Consider the following 16,188-nt stretch of genomic DNA (forward strand, 5'->3'; position numbering starts at 1 on the left):
ATCCGGGTATTTTTATGAAAGTATATTTCTCATATCCATCGGCATGGGCATTGTAAGGCGAATCGGCATTTCCGTTACAGGATGGCGAAACGACAGCAAGCCACAATGAAGTGCCTGTCTTTTTATACGGTTCCTGCTGCCGCCATATAAATCATCACCTGCAAGCGGATGACCAAGATGAGCCAGGTGAACACGAATTTGGTGGGTACGCCCAGTTTCCGGTTTAACAGCCACATGAGCAAATTCGGTGTACTGATGGATAAGCCGATAACCAGTGCGAGCGTATTGACCATCTTCGCGTACCATTCGTTCAATAATACTGTCGTCCCTGCGTCCGATAGGCGCTTCAACAAAACCGGATACTTCCGTAAACGTGCCTTCTGCCAGTGCTTCGTATTGACGGAACACCTTTTTTTGCTTTTGCATTTCAGACATCAGGTGATGCACGTACCGATTCTTCGCTGCCAGTACAATACCGGATGTATCCCGGTCCAGACGGGTGACAATATGCACTGTTGCCTGCAGGCCCTGCTCTTTGTACACCCAGAGCAGACCGGAGGCAAGAGAACCAGACGGGTGCTCACGTGATGGAATTGTATTCATGCCTGCTGGTTTGGCTACAGCGATCAGCAGGCTGTCTTCAAACAAAATCGGCAGATCAATCGGCTCCGCTTCTATTCCATCTGATGGCACCTCGGGCGGAAACACCACTCGGACTTTATCTCCTGCAGCGAGCACATGGCGTACATTTACTTCGCGGCCGTTTACCTGGATCAGCCCGCCTGCAAATTTAATATCCGTTAAAGCACGTTTTGAAATCGCTTTTTGTGCCAAAAAGGTACGGAGCAGCATTCCACCTTCATCCGCTATCCAGTTCAGTTCAAACGGAGTCCCTTTAACTGCTGACAAAGGAATCATGCACCCTTTTCCAAAATGGGAACGGACGAAAACGGGCAAAGCGGATTTTTTCAGTAGCAACCCGGTATTGAATTGACTTGACGTCTTTATGCAGGATGGTTAAATGATCGATTGTGACAAGAAAATCAGGCCGGTTAACTGGTTTTAAAATACATGTGTGATGGGCCGGTAAAATAAGTGGCGAGCCGACAGTCCGGAATACACGGTTATTAATCGACGCCATTTCTGCAAGCTGCAGCGCACGAATTGACGGATGCAAAATAGCCCCGCCAAGCGCTTTGTTATAGGCAGTACTGCCAGATGGTGTTGATACGCACAGCCCGTCACCACGAAACCTTTCAAACTGCTCGCCACGAATTTCTACATCCATCACAAGTGTTCCATCTACGCTTTTTACAGTCGATTCGTTCAACGCGAGATAACGTGTTTCTTTACCGCCATCCTGGTAACGAATGATGGCTTCAAGAAGCGGATATTCAATAATCTGGTACGGTGTCCGTGCGATAGCAATTACCAGCTTTTCAATTTCATCCGGTGTCCAGTCTGCATAAAAACCAAGATGTCCAGTATGCACACCAACAAATGCCGTTTTATCGAGACGTCCGCTATATCGGTGGAAAGCGTAAAGAAGTGTTCCGTCCCCTCCAACCGAAATCACGATATCCGGCTCGTTTTCGTCATACGTTAATTTAAAATCCGTCAAGTAATTGCGGATCTTATGCATTAGTGCATTGGACTTGGCGTCCCCTTTTGATGTAATCGCAAACTTCATTCTGCCTCACCCCTGCCGATTAGTAGTTATTCTTTTTTCTTTGTGAAAAACAGCTGTGCTTCTTGAATTTCTTCTCGGATCAAGGACATTTCCTCATCCAGACGGAAAGCAGCCTCTGCCGCACGCTGCAGTCTTGTTTGAATTTCTTCTGGAAAATCGCCGTTGTATTTGTAATTCAGTGAATGCTCGATTGTTGCCCAAAAGTTCATGGCCAGCGTCCGGATTTGAATTTCAGCAAGCAGCTTTCGCTCTCCATGAATGGTTTGAACGGGATATTCAATCACCACATGATAAGACCGATAGCCGCTTGGCTTTTTATGAGAAATATAATCTTTTTCTTCGATAATTTTAAAGTCTTTCCGTTTTCGCAAAATGGTGACGACGTTTTTGATATCATCTACAAACTGGCACATCATACGTAATCCGGCAATGTCCTGCATATCCTGCTGAATACGCTCTATCGGAATTCGCTTTGTTTCCATTTTGTCTAAAATACTCGGAACTGGCTTAACCCGCCCTGTTACAAATTCAATTGGGGAACGATCATCTTCAATTACAAACTGCTTACGGATGCCCCTCAGCTTCACTTTCAACTCTTCTACTGCCTGCTTGTAAGGTGCTAAAAACTCATCCCAGTTGTCCATACATGGTGCCCTCCATCAGCGCTGTTCGGCGAAAAAAACACGTTCCACTTTCTCTACCATCTCTTCACCGTAGTTGCTATTTCCTTCAATATTGACGAGCAGGTCGTTCATTTCTTCATAAAACGATTCAAGTAAAAACGTACCATCTGTTCCAGCTGCTTCAATCGGATAACGACTGTCAAGAGCCCGCTTCACTTCTTTCCATGTACTTTCATGCACATATAAATATACATAGCCCGGCTCTGCTTCCGCCAAATACACAAAAGCCGCAGCGTCTGAATCCGTAATCACCTGATGGACCGGCTTCAGGTGTGTTATCTCTACGTCTTCTTCTGATACAAGACGAAGTGTTTCGCCGACCCATTCTGTTTTTGTAAAATGCCATTTCGTTCTCATTTTTCACTTCTCCTTTAGAACAACCGTTCATTCAAAACTTCGTAAACATTTTACCACATTTTGCTCTTTCAAACACCGTTCGAACAGGATACAATAAAAGAAGAACATTATGGAAAATGAGGCGGACACGATGAACGAAGAAATTGAAATTGAATTTAAATGTGTAGTTACGAAGGCTCAGTTTGATGATCTTGTCGCCGCTTTTAATCCGGAACCGTTTCGGCATCAGTCCAATCACTATTTTGATACAATCGATTTTTTGCTTAAAGAAGCTGGCTCCGCACTTCGCATTCGTGAAAAAGGCGGACGGGCAGAAATGACGCTGAAGGAGCCAGCTGAAACTGGACTTTTGGAATCAACCGTTTCATTGTCACAAGACGAAGTAAAGGACGCCTTATCTGGCAGCCTTCCACATAATAAAGTCATCAACCGGGCTGCTGAGCGTGCTGGCTCTGCCCGCTTTGTTCATTTTGGCACACTTTCGACAACACGGGCAGAAATGACCTATAAGGATGGCCTGCTCGTTTTTGATCATAGCACTTATCTCGGGCAAGAAGATTACGAGATTGAATACGAAGCAAAGGATGCTTCAGGAGAAGATGTGTTTCATCAGCTTTTGACGAAATATGGCATCGACTACAAACCGGCTGAAAATAAAATCCGCCGTTTTTATCATGCACTTACACAACATGGGGGAAACTAACAACGTGGATACAAACTTTTTCAACACGATGATCAATACAACTGTCGCTAAAGCCGCCGGAACCGGAAACACTTCTCCATTCTCCTCCGCGGCTGGGACAAGCGCTGTATTTGGCTCTATTTTACAGCAGGCACTGGCACAGGGACTTGACATTATTCAAGCAGGAACAGCCGATACTGTACGGGCTGCTTCTGCAACGCAGCCAGCCCTTGTCACAAAAGCCGGTGCAGATGTAATGACTGCACCGAAAACAAATTTTGATGATATCATCACCCGGGCAGCCGAAAAGTATAATGTACCAAAAAAACTAATTCAATCTGTTATTAAACAGGAGTCAAATTTTAATCCAAATGCGGTCAGCTATGTAGGAGCAACAGGTCTTATGCAATTAATGCCAGGCACCGCAAGCTACCTTGGTGTTCAAAACTCAAAAGATCCAGAACAGAATGTATTTGGCGGAACAAAATACCTGCGCCAGATGCTTGATATGTTTGATGGAGACATTTCACTGGCGCTTGCTGCATATAATGCAGGGCCGGGCAATGTAAAAAAACACGGCGGAATCCCGCCATTTAGCGAAACACAAAACTATGTAAAAAAAGTAACCGGCTACTACAATGCGTAGAGCCGGTTTTTTTTAAAGAAAAGGAATGTTTTGGAGTTATCTCCTCAATCCTATCATTTGTTTTATGTCGAAAGCCTTGTTAAAATGAAGATACATTAAGAGGAAAAAGGAGTCACGTTTATGGCCGAGCAATCCAATGTTCCATACGACATCATTGGTGGGAAACAGCTTTCAGAACTGGTGGACGTTTTTTACAGCCGCGTTTCGCAGCATCCGGATCTTGCGCCGATTTTTCCCGATGATTTAACGGAAACTGCCCGAAAGCAGAAGCAGTTTTTAACTCAATTTCTAGGTGGACCAAGCCTTTATACAGATGAACACGGGCACCCGATGCTCCGGGCACGCCATTTACCGTTTCCTATTACGCCAGTGCGCGCAGAAGCCTGGCTTGAATGCATGAAAGCGGCAATGGATGATGTGCAATTAACCGGTGAATTGCGTGCTTTCTTTTTTGAACGACTTAAACAAACGGCTTTTCATATGGTGAACCAGCCGAATGATAAGGGTGATGCTTTGTGAATTCGATGCAACTGCCTGAACGGATTTGCTCTGCCCGGCAAAAGCCTCTTGAACTCTATGTATTTATTGATCCTTTATGTTCAGAATGCTGGGCACTCGATCCACTTATTCGAAAGCTGCAGATAGAATATGGCCATTATTTTAAGTTAAAACAAGTGTTAACCGGCAAGCTGACTGCTTTGAATACGAGTAAGCCCCTTCTTGCAGTGGAGCGGGGCGGAAGCGGTCTCGCCTGTGAGGAATCCATTTGGATGGAAGAAACGGTGGAATCTCCTTTTCTAGCATCTATTGCGATCAAAGCAGCTGAGCTGCAGGGAAAGCGGGCTGGCAGTAAGTTTCTTCGGAAAATTCAAGAACAATTGTTTTTAGACAAAGAAAACATAGCCGATCTAGCTGTACTCACCCGGTGTGCTGAAGAAGCAGGACTTGATAAAAAAGAGTTTTTAAATGATATTTATTCAGCCGGTGCAACCAAGGCTTTTCAATGTGATTTGGCCATTACTTGTGAGATGGATGTAGACGAGGCGCCGACAATTGTATTTTTTAATGAACGCATTGAAGATGAAGGCATTAAAATTTCTGGACTTTATTCATACGATATTTATGTTCAGATTTTGCAGGAAATTTTAGAAGAAATTCCGGAGCCTCTTGCTCCGCCTTCGCTTGAAGAGTTCATGCAGTATTTTCGTATAGCGGCGACGAGTGAGATAAGAGGGGTTTATGATTGGACAGACACGCAAACAGAATGCGAAATGAAAAAGCTGCTCCTGCAGCGTAAAGTCCGGAAAATCAACACAAAGTGTGGCGCTTTCTGGGAATATACTCAATAAAAACGCCAGCATCCAATGCTGGCGTTTTTATTGTCTTTAAACAGAAAAAGCTCCGCCGAAGCGGAGCTTTTTCCTACGAACAAAGGGGATGGGAGAAATTTTTCACGGTCAAACAAAGGGGTATATGTTTGTTTGTGATCAACTTCACGACCTCATCGTATCATGTATGGCACATTTTTTGCAAGACATGACTCTTCAGTTCACAAAATCGACATAATAATGGATTTGACAGCGTTAACTTACAAATCAACCCAGCAATTTTTCCATTTCATCCAGTGTTTCTTCGAATACGCGGCAGGCTGCTTCAATAGGCGCAGCTTCCGTCATATCCACACCTGCACGCTTCAATACTTCAATTGGATCGGCAGAGCTTCCTGCTTTTAGGAACTCATTAATGTACCGCTGGGCAGCCGGCTCGCCGTCTTTTAAAATTTGTGAAGACAAAGCGATTGCTGCGCTTAAGCCAGTCGCATACTGATAGACATAATAATTATAATAGAAATGTGGAATACGTGCCCATTCAAGCGCAATTTCTTCGTCAATCACCATGTCGTCTCCGAAATATTTTTTATTTAGTTCGTAATACGCTTCGCTCAAACCTTCCGCGGTCAAAGCTTCTCCTTTTTGCGCTTTTTCATGCACCAGATGTTCAAATTCTGCAAACATCGTCTGACGGAAAACAGTCCCGCGGAATGTTTCCAGAAAATGATTCAGCAGGTAAATACGTTTTTTCTCATCATCTGTTGTTTTCAGCAGATAATCGTTTAAAATCGACTCATTACATGTAGAGGCTACTTCTGCTACGAAAATAGAATAATCCCCGTAAATATATGGCTGATTTTCGCGCGTATAATAGCTGTGAATACTATGACCAAATTCGTGTGCCAGCGTAAACAGGTTGTTCACATTATCCTGCCAGTTCATTAGCACATATGGATTCGTGCCATAAGCACCTGAAGAATAAGCACCACTTCTCTTGCCTTTATTTTCAACTACATCGACCCAGCGGCTTTCCAGCCCTTTTGTTAAAATATCGTTGTACTCTTTTCCAAGCGGCTGTAAACCTTTTTGAAGCCATTCTTTCGCTTCATCATACGTTACGTCAAACTTGCCTTCCGCTACAAGCGGTGTGTACAAATCATACATATGCAATTCATCAAGACCAAGTACTCGCTTACGCAGCGCTACATAACGGTGAAGTAGCGGCAAATTTTGATTGATTGTAGAAACTAAATTGTCATATACGGCTTCCGGAATATGATTACGTGAAAGAGCTGCCTCACGCGCACTTTTATAATGACGTACGCCAGCAGAAAAGTTATCGCGTTTCACCTGGCCAGATAGTGTCGAAGCAAATGTATTTTTAAATTTCCCGTAGGTTGCATATACGGCTTTGAATGCGTCTTCACGAACGCGTCGATCAGACGACTCTAAAAATCGAACATAATTACCATGTGTAATTTGTACGCTTTCTCCATTTTCATCCTGGATGACTGGAAATTCAAGGTCCGCATTGTTTAGCATACCAAAGGTGGTACTCGACGAGCCCAGTACATCCGACGCCTGTGCCAGCAGATTTTCTTCTGCTGCGGACAAAACGTGCGGACGCTGTTTGTTCAAGTCATCGAGCACTTTTTTATATAGCTGAAGCGGTTCATAAGAGGCAACAAACTCATTGACCTTTTTTTCTTCAATAGATAAAATTTCTGGATCAGCAAATGAAAGCGCTCCGGCAATTTGTGTGTATAGCATTTTTGCCCGGTCATTCATACCCTGATAGTGAGCATTTTGTGTGTCTTCGTCATAACGCATATGTGCATACGTATATAAGCGGCCCATTCTCTCAAGCAGTACATCCTGCCAGGAGAAAAAAGCATGCATCTGCTCTGCACTTTCACCGAGTGTTCCTTTGTATGAAGACGCTTCTCCTGCTAGCGCCTGTAGCGCTTTGAATTCCTCTTCCCACTCTTCGTCTGTTGCAAAAATATCTTCAAGACGCCATTTTAGCTCTTCCGGTACCTCGGAGCGAGCCGGAAGCTGTTTTACTGCATTTTCTGCCATCTTCAAAAACCTCCTTTTATGTATATAACCATTCTCCTTCCTAATTATATATTCCTTTGTTTTTCACCTCAAAAAATCAGCTTATCAGCGACAATCTCCCCGAATGCTTCTGTAAATAAGGTTTCTTTTTTTAATTTTACGCCTAGTGAAGGGCTGTCCGGGCTAAGGCTGAGCTGCTTTCCTATTCTCTTAAGCAGCGCTATGTACTCCAATGCAGCCCTTTCTGGTGTTTTTTCACGAGCAAGCGGCAGCGGCTGCTCTTTCAAGTGACCTAGCTCGATTCGACGCCTGATGGTTTCTTCCGGCGGACGTCTTGGCAGATCCAGCAGCAAATAAAATTGCCATTCGATTGGATGATTACGAATCGCTATGCTGCTTTGAACGGGCAGCCCGATTTGTTCTGGTAATAAATATGGATTACGTCCGGCTGCGTAAACAGCTTGGAAAAAAGGATGCTGGCGACCCTTTCCGAATTGCAGAGACTGGGTTATCCATTTTTGCTTCTGGTCAAAAAACAATGTCAGCTTAAAACTAATTTTTTCACCAGCAGACGCAGACGGAGGAAAAGTCATCCTTTCTAAAGGAATAAACCGTTGTTTTGAGAAGCACAGTGTTACAGTTATGGGTACAATTTTTTCGTAAATAGTAAATCCCTTTTGTTCCGGACAATAGGATAAAAAGTAAAAACCAAGCTGAGGATGGAAACGCAAAAATAATCGCTGAAAGGGCGTCAACTTAATATAAGATCCTTTTCGTTCCAATGGCTTGCCGCCGTAGATCCAAAAGGGAATCAGACCGCGTGCTGTATACTTTTCTGTACGCTCTTTAAACAGTGGAGCAGAAATAGTAGAGCACTGAAATTCAACTGCTATATTCCCCGCTAAAATGTCTGGGCGCTGTGAACCATCTGGCAGGCGCGCTTCTAATTGAGCGTCTGTTGTTTGCGTAATCCAATGAAATAAATCGGATTTTCCTGTTAAGTGCCTTGGAGATTCAGATTCTGAAAAAGAATTGCATAAAGAGTGGGAAATGTGGGAAAAATGAGGGATGTTGATGTCTCCTGCTTTAATGATGACAGGACTGCCGCATTGTGGACAGTAATGAGGTTTTTCTTTTAACTGGCTGGCTAACAACTTCGCTTCTGGACCCGCCAGCACAACAGGCTCTCCAAGCGCATTTACTGCTGAAAGCATTTTATCTGCTCCTTTCTATACCATACCATTCGACATACGAATCGAGTCCTCCTTTTTTTTACAAAAAAAAAACACCCTCTTGACAGGTCAAGAGGATGCCGATTATGAAAAGTATTGGCGGACGGTCTCGAACACATTTTCAGGCATGATACATTTTCCATATTCCTGAAGTGTGTGGATCGTCATGCGAGATTCGTGTGTATATTCAAGCAGCATGCTGAGCGCATCGTCGATTTCTTCTTCCTGGAACCGATCATCGGCAAACTCAACAAACAAATAGTAACGATTTTCATGCGCATACAAGGAAGTGGTTAAATAGTCGAGACCGCCTCGCCTGCTTAACGCAATTACATCTTCAAAATCGCGGAAGGCAAGAACAAAGTCAAGCGGTGCATCATCTTCTTCCGAACGATCAAAATGCTCGTCAAGCAAATCTTCAATTTGCCCGTTCACATCCATTTTATCGCTCGAAAATGGCAATTCCAAGCGCTGTCCATCTTTTGTCAGGTTGGCCTGAGTAACTAAAATCTCCAACCCTTTATCTAAAGCATGTACCTGTATCCAAAGAGGTCCATCCACTGTAAAATCTTCTTCATCATGGACTTCCTCCATCATATCCCAGAACAGTTCTTCGCTGCGTTCCCGGTTATACCAGATTTCCTCGCGATCAAAGCCCCGTTCTTCTATATCAACGTATGATATGAAAAACTTCACCGTATTATCATTAATGCGTTCAATTTCCATTATGCGGTCTCTCCCTTCCATTTAGAGGGTTCACAGGGCTGTGGAAAATATAGTCCCCATCCCTTCCTTCTATTGTATGATAAACAAGGTGTAAATGAAAACAGAAAGACTTAGGTGTCTGCACATTCTAACTGAATTTTCTATGTTCTTCAAGCGAAAACGGATAAAAAAATAAAAAAATTCCTGCATATCGGGCAGGAATTTTTCTTTGTCAATTAGTTAACCATACGCTGTGCTTCAAGCAGCTGGAAAGTACGAACTTTCCGTGGTAGGAAACGGCGAATCTCATCTTCATTATAACCAACCTGCAGACGCTTTTCATCCATAATAATTGGACGACGAAGTAAGCCCGGGTTTTGACGAATTAATTCGAACAAATCTTGAAGTGGAAGTGTTTCAAGATCAACATTCAATTTTTGGAAAATTTTCGAACGTGTTGAAATGATTTCATCCGTTCCGTCCTCCGTCATACGCAAAATTTCTTTGATCTCATCAATGCTTAAAGGCTCTGAGAAAATATTGCGTTCCACGTAAGGAATTTCGTGTTCCTCTAACCATGCTTTTGCTTTCCGGCATGAGGTGCAGCTTGGTGATGTGTATAGTGTAACCATTCCTCATTCACACTCCTTAAATAAAATATATAATACCTGTCAATTTGAGGAATTGAACGTTCATGGAGATTTCAAGATAAGTGAAACTCCTCAACAACCGGCTACATATGTATTATACCATGAAATGACAGCCAATTGAATATCATTTTCAATTGTAAAAAAATTATATTTTCCTTACAACCATATTGTACCCGGTGAATGTGTCAGCTAAACGTCAAAGCTGGACCTTTTTAAACTTTTTGGGGAGATTCAAAAGGTTCAAGAATATTTTCTCGCTTCTGTTCCTCTTTAAAAGAAAGCGTCTCATTTACAGGCGCAAAAGGAGCACCGTAAATTTCTTTATCTTTATATTTATGAATATCGCGGTATGTTTGAACCATTGCTTCATAAATCGTTTCTTCATCCGCACCGCTCGGACTCCAATAAAGAATTTCCATTACTGTTTCTTTGCCGGTTGCAAGCGAACGGCGGCGATAGCCAATTTTTGTAGCATGCTGAAATTCTTCGCGTGCATAAAAGCGAAGCCGTTTTTCTGTATCGGTGTCATCATATTGGACCGGTTCCACCTCAAGGATAACCGGTTTGTTTTTCGACTTTAATTTGTCAATCAGTTTCTTGCCCAGTCCTTGTCCTCGGGCATCTTTAGACACGAAAAGATAGTCGACAAAAACAAACCCATCAAACTCTACGTAAATAAGCACGTGGTTGGGGCCCTCATCTTTATGGTAAATATCACTGCGTTCAGCGAGCAGCACATCCATCTGTTCTTTGGCCTTCATTTCTTCAATCGGAAAATATTGATTTAATTTTTCGTACCAGTTCATGCATGTCTCCTTTGCTGACCTGTATTTTGTACTTCTTATATAATATAGACACATTTCGCATCATTAAACAAATAATAAAAAAAGCGGCCGCTTTAACGGACCGCCTGATAATTTTCGGAATTTATCCCCACATTGATGCCACTCGGAAAGGCTATAAGTTTTCAAAAGAAGGCGCTTATAAAGCACAATTCGATCACTTAGATGACACCGCTGAACTTCATCAGGAATATAACACACGGAAACCCACTGATTGGACCGCCCCTTCCTGACCATAGGCGTTGCCGCTGCCCTGCTCACTCTGATCTTTTCTTACTTCCTGTCATCTTGAATATTCAGTTTGTTTTATTTATAATGGAACACATATTAAGATGAAACGAAGTGAATTGGACTAATGATGAAAACAATTTTTTCCGGTATTCAGCCAAGTGGATCGGTTACATTAGGTAATTATATTGGTGCAATGCGGCAGTTTGTTGAACTGCAAGAAGACTATGACTGTTTTTTCTGCATTGTAGATGAGCATGCCATTACTGTTCAACAGGACCGGCTTGCACTGCGCAAAAATATCCGCAGTCTGGCAGCGCTTTACGTAGCCATCGGTCTGGATCCTTCTAAAGCTACGCTGTTTATTCAGTCAGAAGTACCAGCTCATGCACAGGCAGGCTGGATGCTCCAATGTGTGGCTTATATTGGAGAGCTGGAACGCATGACACAATTTAAAGACAAATCAGCGGGTAAAGAAGCCGTATCTGCCGGTCTTTTGACATATCCTCCATTAATGGCAGCTGACATTTTGCTTTACGGAACCGACCTGGTGCCTGTTGGAGAAGATCAAAAGCAGCATCTTGAGCTCACGCGTGATCTGGCAGAGCGGTTCAACCGAAAATACAACAATATTTTTACAATTCCTGAAGTGCGTATCCCGAAAGAGGGTGCGCGAGTCATGTCTTTACAGGAACCAACGAAAAAAATGAGCAAATCGGATTCGAATCAAAAAGCGTTTATTACACTTTTGGATGATCCAAAGCAAATTGAGAAAAAAATTAAAAGTGCTGTTACCGATTCAGATGGTGTAGTGAAATACGACAAAGCAAACAAGCCGGGTGTTTCAAACCTCCTGTCTATCTATTCAGCTCTTGAGGGAATTTCTATTGCCGACCTTGAACAACAGTTTAGCGGAAAAGGCTACGGAGACTTTAAACAGGCGACAGCCGATGTAGTAGTAAAGCACCTGGCTCCTATCCAAGAACGTTACTATGCGTTAATTGAGTCGGATGAACTTGACCAGATTTTAGATGAAGGTGCAGAACGAGCACGTCTTAAAGCTGGAAGAATGCTTCAAAAAATGGAAAATGCGATGGGCCTCGGCCGCAAGCGCAAATAAAAAAACGTTCCGGTTTATGCCGGAACGTTTTTTTATTTAGTTATTACGACTTTCATTTCCTGCTCGTACATTTTCTCGAAGAATGGGCGCCCTTTAATCATCTGGGCACATAATTGCTCATGCGCATGAGTCCAGCCGATCACAATGGTTTCACTGAACATATTCACAGCAGATTCCCAGTCCATTTGCCGGATAATTTCATACTTTTCCGGCTTCCATTCTGTCAGCCAATACTTGAGTGCCGGCTCATGGTCTGATTCAATCAGCTGATCAATCGCCATTAACAAAAGTGTTTTTAACTGTCTTTCTTTTCTTGTTAATCCCGCCATCCACTCTGGTGCCGGTTCTGCGAGACTATATTCTTTTTCAACCATGTCCGGGAAATAAAAAGGTTCTGCCGGATGGCAGTCCGCCATTTCCCGAACAATTAATTCATGCTGCGGCATAATCCGGCTTTTTTTAATTGGTACCCGATAACCGTTTGTATCAACCGCCATCGTCCGGTCTCCATCTGAAACGATAAAGCAGTACTCCATCATTTCACGCTTGCTTCCTTTGCGGATAAACGCTTTGCTTTCCACTTTTTTCAGTAGTTCTTCTGGTAATTCACATAAAGTTTTTTCAAAAAAATCCATCGCATTTTTACGCAAAATCAAAACAGGTACTTGATCAAGCAGCATCATCCCGTCGTCTTTTCGCCATTCGTGATACGGGCATACATTGCATCCATTTTCTTCTCCCTCGAACCAGTTCACCCACACGTCATGAAGGTACAGCATCAAATTCCTCCTTGATTACCGTTTTATGGGTTCATTATCGACACGTTTTTGTTACTTTATTCAATAAAACCAAAAAACATGAGCAGCCAGCCCAGGAAAAATAAATAACATTCCGGGCGTCGTATCGTAAAGAGCATATATTCAGACCATGTCATACCTGCCGCAAGTAAATTAAGATACATAATAAAGCTAATTCCGCCTGCTACTGCCAGGCCAAAGCCGGTTAAAAAAAGAATGAACCTCATTCTATCACGCCCCCACAGCTTGTCCTTCATGTATATGCAAAGGAAGCAAAAAAAAAACAGGCCGAGGCCTGTTTTTTTAATCGTTGTATTGTTTCAGCACAATCGTCGCATTGTGACCGCCAAATCCAAGCGAGTTGCTCATCGCTGCGCGAACTTCACTTTTGCGTGCTTCATTTGGCACGTAATCAAGGTCGCATTCTGGATCGGGATTTTGCAAATTGATTGTTGGCGGAAGCGTGTTTTCCTGAATGGCAAGTGCAGTAAAAATGGCTTCAACACCGCCAGCCGCACCAAGCAGATGGCCCGTCATTGATTTTGTTGAAGAAACGGCCAACTCTTTGGCATGATCACCAAAGACCGTTTTAATCGCTGCCGTTTCAAATTTATCATTATAAGGCGTGCTTGTTCCGTGGGCGTTAATATAATCGATATCAGATGGAGCCAGACCCGCATCCTCAATTGCCATTTTCATGGCCCGGGAGCCGCCTTCTCCTTCTGGTGCCGGTGCGGTAATATGATGAGCATCACCCGTTGAGCCGTAGCCGACAATCTCGGCATAAATGTGAGCGCCACGTGCTTTTGCATGCTCCAATTCTTCTAGAACAACAATACCGGCTCCTTCTCCGATAACAAACCCATCGCGTTCTGAATCAAATGGGCGGCTTGCTGTAGCCGGGTCGGGATTTGTTGAAAGTGCCGTGTTCGCGCAGAACCCTGCAACCGACATCTGGGTAATCGGCGCTTCTGTCCCGCCTGAAATCATTGCATCGGCATCGCCGCGCTGAATAACTTTAAACGCATCACCGATAGAGTTTGTTCCTGTTGCACAAGCAGTTACTGTACATGAGTTTACACCTTTTGCTCCAAGGTAAATAGATACCTGTCCTGCAGCCATATCAGGGATCATCATTGGCACGAAAAACGGGCTGACCCGGCGGTAGCCGCGTTCTAAAAATGTTTTATACTGTGTTTCAAATGTTTCCATGCCGCCGATGCCTGAACCGACCCAGACACCGATGCGCGGCGCGTTTTCTTCTGTAATTTCAAGCTTCGCATCCGCTACAGCCATTTTAGCCGCTGCAACGGCAAATTGTGTAAAGCGGTCCATTTTACGTGCTTCTTTTTTTTCTATAAATTGCTCCGGCTCAAAATTATGGATTTCAGCCGCTACTTTTGCTGGATAATCATCTGCATTCAAGCGGGTCATTGGCCCAATGCCGCTTTTCCCTGCGACGATATTGCTCCATGCTTCTTCTACTGTATTGCCAACCGGTGAAACAATGCCTAGACCGGTAATCACTACTCTACGTTTTTCCACATTTTTCACCTCTTTGTTAAATTACTGTTAACGTCCCCATCTCATTGCGATAGCGCCCCATGTTAAGCCTCCCCCGAAGCCGACCATTACAATTACATCATCTTCTTTTATCCGCCCATTCTCAAGTTCTTCCACCATGGTCAGCGGAATAGATGCGGATGAGGTATTGCCAAACTGGTTAACAGTTACAGACATTTTTTCTGGAGACAGGCCAAGTCGCTCTCGTGCCGATTCCATAATACGTATATTAGCCTGGTGCGGCATAAGAAAATCAATGTCCTCTTTTTGGAGACCCGCTTTTTCAATTACACTGATAGAAGATTCTCCCATTTGGCGAACGGCAAATTTAAACACTTCACGACCATTCATTTTCACATACTTGTCTTCATACAAATGCTTGCCGCCGCGCCCGTCAGCTCCAAGCTCAAAAGATAAAATTCCGCGTCCTTCTGCCACCGGTCCAAGAACAGCAGCTCCTGCTCCGTCTCCAAACAGAACAGCAGTATTTCGGTCTTCCCAGTCAATCAGATTCGATAGCTTTTCTGCACCAATCACAAGCACATGTTTATATGCACCTGTTTCGATAAACTGTTTTCCCGTAACGATACCATACATAAACCCGGCACACGCAGCACTAATATCCATGGCGGCTGCATTGACTGCTCCGATTTCATGCTGAATTTCACACGAAACCGATGGAAAGCTGTGATCCGGTGTAACGGTTGCTGTAATAATTAAATCAATTTCTTCTGGATTGATTCCTGCATGCTGAATGGCTTTTTCGGCTGCTTTTGCGGCCATATGAACAGTACCGATTTCATCTTCTGCAATGCGGCGTTCCTCGATGCCTGTGCGGGTGCGGATCCATTCGTCAGAGGTATCCATTCTTTTTTCAAGATCAAAGTTTGTAATTACTTGATCCGGAATGTAACGTCCCATTCCCCATATTCCAGCGTTCAAAAAACGCACCTTCCTTCAACCACATTTTGTGATAGCAATTATTATGACTTGGTACTAATTTTACTGAAAAACGTCTTTAAATGCAATGTCTAAATAGGAAAAGCGAATTCCACCTAGTGGGAACCCGCTTTCATTTTAGTGCTTTTCAATTGGATCATTTGGAATCAGCGTGGTAATAACAACAAGCAGAATAGTCAGGACAATGGCAAGAAAAACACCTGTTTCAAAATGAAATACTGCACCATTCATGGATGAAACAACATATACTGTCATTTCAGACAAAAGAAATGTCCAGAAAAACGTCATTAGATACTGCATGCAGGGACCTCCTTTAATTCTTTTTATGTACTCTGTTCTTAATAGTAGCATATTTATCAGCTTGCGCGCGTAAAAAGTGTTTCTTTTTCTTGACGATTTTTGCAGATTGACTAAAATAAAGGAAAGCACTGGCTGAAGCCAAAAAGGAGACCCTCTCATGGAAAAAAATATGGAATTTATGCAAATTGCCATGAAATACTTGCCGGAAGCGCAGCAAAAAATGCAGGAAGCCGGCCTTGAATTTTCACCCGCAATGGCGGAGCCGTTTTTCGGCTTGTTTATGAAAGTCATGCAGGAAGCCTACGACCTGGGCAAAAAAGAAGCATTGCTTGAAGAATAAAAAG

General features: G+C 43.3%; 20 protein-coding genes. 6 read left to right on the top strand and 14 right to left on the bottom strand.

Annotation, left to right across the window (positions count from 1 at the left end; genetic code table 11):
• Positions 1-12 precede the first annotated feature (12 nt).
• From VP97_RS14890 to VP97_RS14905, 4 genes are read right to left on the bottom strand one after another with little or no spacing between them, the layout of a single operon-like run.
• Positions 13-918: an RluA family pseudouridine synthase gene (locus tag VP97_RS14890; protein WP_050182702.1), complete on the bottom strand. Its 906-nt coding sequence runs from the start codon at positions 916-918 to the stop codon at positions 13-15.
• On the bottom strand, positions 896-1,690 hold the full coding sequence (locus tag VP97_RS14895) for an NAD kinase (RefSeq protein ID WP_050182703.1): 795 nt from the start codon (positions 1,688-1,690) through the stop codon (positions 896-898). The genes VP97_RS14890 and VP97_RS14895 overlap by 23 nt, the downstream gene beginning before the upstream one ends.
• A gap of 26 nt (positions 1,691-1,716) precedes the next feature.
• Positions 1,717-2,334, bottom strand: a complete 618-nt coding sequence (gene yjbM / locus VP97_RS14900) for a GTP diphosphokinase (RefSeq protein ID WP_050182704.1) — start codon at positions 2,332-2,334, stop codon at positions 1,717-1,719.
• A 15-nt stretch (positions 2,335-2,349) separates the two neighbouring features.
• Positions 2,350-2,730: a UPF0738 family protein gene (locus VP97_RS14905; protein WP_050182705.1), complete on the bottom strand. Its 381-nt coding sequence runs from the start codon at positions 2,728-2,730 to the stop codon at positions 2,350-2,352.
• Between the two features lie 130 nt (positions 2,731-2,860).
• Here VP97_RS14905 and VP97_RS14910 point away from each other — a divergent pair, with 130 nt between their 5' ends.
• The 4 genes from VP97_RS14910 to VP97_RS14925 all read left to right on the top strand — a co-directional run bounded on the left by VP97_RS14910 (position 2,861) and on the right by VP97_RS14925 (position 5,407).
• Positions 2,861-3,433 carry a CYTH domain-containing protein gene (locus VP97_RS14910; RefSeq protein ID WP_050182749.1) on the top strand — a complete coding sequence of 191 codons (573 nt, stop codon included), beginning with the start codon at positions 2,861-2,863 and terminating at the stop codon, positions 3,431-3,433.
• A 4-nt stretch (positions 3,434-3,437) separates the two neighbouring features.
• Positions 3,438-4,058 (top strand): lytic transglycosylase domain-containing protein, encoded by a 621-nt coding sequence (locus tag VP97_RS14915; RefSeq protein WP_050182706.1) that lies wholly within the window; start codon positions 3,438-3,440, stop codon positions 4,056-4,058.
• 120 nt (positions 4,059-4,178) lie between these two features.
• Entirely contained in the window at positions 4,179-4,577 is a 399-nt protein-coding gene (locus VP97_RS14920) for a globin domain-containing protein (protein WP_050182707.1), read from the top strand.
• 5 nt (positions 4,578-4,582) lie between these two features.
• Positions 4,583-5,407: a ClpXP adapter SpxH family protein gene (locus VP97_RS14925; protein WP_050182750.1), complete on the top strand. Its 825-nt coding sequence runs from the start codon at positions 4,583-4,585 to the stop codon at positions 5,405-5,407.
• A gap of 246 nt (positions 5,408-5,653) precedes the next feature.
• Here VP97_RS14925 and pepF read toward each other — a convergent pair whose 3' ends face one another.
• The 5 genes from pepF to VP97_RS14950 all read right to left on the bottom strand — a co-directional run bounded on the left by pepF (position 5,654) and on the right by VP97_RS14950 (position 10,840).
• Positions 5,654-7,468, bottom strand: a complete 1,815-nt coding sequence (gene pepF / locus VP97_RS14930; protein WP_050182708.1) for an oligoendopeptidase F — start codon at positions 7,466-7,468, stop codon at positions 5,654-5,656.
• Between the two features lie 68 nt (positions 7,469-7,536).
• Entirely contained in the window at positions 7,537-8,661 is a 1,125-nt protein-coding gene (locus tag VP97_RS14935) for a competence protein CoiA (protein ID WP_050182709.1), read from the bottom strand.
• Between the two features lie 102 nt (positions 8,662-8,763).
• On the bottom strand, positions 8,764-9,405 hold the full coding sequence (mecA, locus tag VP97_RS14940) for an adaptor protein MecA (RefSeq protein WP_050182710.1): 642 nt from the start codon (positions 9,403-9,405) through the stop codon (positions 8,764-8,766).
• A 215-nt stretch (positions 9,406-9,620) separates the two neighbouring features.
• Entirely contained in the window at positions 9,621-10,016 is a 396-nt protein-coding gene (gene spxA / locus VP97_RS14945) for a transcriptional regulator SpxA (RefSeq protein WP_045850634.1), read from the bottom strand.
• A gap of 230 nt (positions 10,017-10,246) precedes the next feature.
• Positions 10,247-10,840 carry a GNAT family N-acetyltransferase gene (locus tag VP97_RS14950; RefSeq protein WP_050182711.1) on the bottom strand — a complete coding sequence of 198 codons (594 nt, stop codon included), beginning with the start codon at positions 10,838-10,840 and terminating at the stop codon, positions 10,247-10,249.
• A gap of 391 nt (positions 10,841-11,231) precedes the next feature.
• On the opposite strand from VP97_RS14950, the gene trpS reads away from it, so the two are divergent.
• Positions 11,232-12,224: a tryptophan--tRNA ligase gene (gene trpS / locus VP97_RS14960; protein WP_172656786.1), complete on the top strand. Its 993-nt coding sequence runs from the start codon at positions 11,232-11,234 to the stop codon at positions 12,222-12,224.
• A 32-nt stretch (positions 12,225-12,256) separates the two neighbouring features.
• Here the strand turns inward: trpS and VP97_RS14965 are convergent, their stop codons facing one another.
• The 5 genes from VP97_RS14965 to VP97_RS14985 form a co-directional block, all read right to left on the bottom strand.
• Positions 12,257-13,003, bottom strand: a complete 747-nt coding sequence (locus VP97_RS14965; protein WP_050182713.1) for a DUF3603 family protein — start codon at positions 13,001-13,003, stop codon at positions 12,257-12,259.
• A 56-nt stretch (positions 13,004-13,059) separates the two neighbouring features.
• Complete coding sequence (locus tag VP97_RS14970) at positions 13,060-13,248, bottom strand: YuzI family membrane protein (protein ID WP_050182714.1); 189 nt, start codon at positions 13,246-13,248, stop codon at positions 13,060-13,062.
• A 76-nt stretch (positions 13,249-13,324) separates the two neighbouring features.
• Complete coding sequence (gene fabF, locus VP97_RS14975) at positions 13,325-14,566, bottom strand: beta-ketoacyl-ACP synthase II (protein ID WP_050182715.1); 1,242 nt, start codon at positions 14,564-14,566, stop codon at positions 13,325-13,327.
• Between the two features lie 27 nt (positions 14,567-14,593).
• Positions 14,594-15,526 (bottom strand): beta-ketoacyl-ACP synthase III, encoded by a 933-nt coding sequence (locus VP97_RS14980; RefSeq protein ID WP_050182716.1) that lies wholly within the window; start codon positions 15,524-15,526, stop codon positions 14,594-14,596.
• A 135-nt stretch (positions 15,527-15,661) separates the two neighbouring features.
• Positions 15,662-15,844, bottom strand: a complete 183-nt coding sequence (locus VP97_RS14985; RefSeq protein WP_050182717.1) for a YjzD family protein — start codon at positions 15,842-15,844, stop codon at positions 15,662-15,664.
• A 157-nt stretch (positions 15,845-16,001) separates the two neighbouring features.
• Between VP97_RS14985 and VP97_RS14990 the strand changes: the two genes are divergently transcribed.
• Positions 16,002-16,184, top strand: a complete 183-nt coding sequence (locus VP97_RS14990; protein WP_050182718.1) for a ComZ family protein — start codon at positions 16,002-16,004, stop codon at positions 16,182-16,184.
• The last annotated feature ends 4 nt before the right edge of the window (positions 16,185-16,188 follow it).

Source organism: Domibacillus robiginosus (genome assembly GCF_000966195.1).
Taxonomy (GTDB): domain Bacteria; phylum Bacillota; class Bacilli; order Bacillales; family Domibacillaceae; genus Domibacillus; species Domibacillus robiginosus.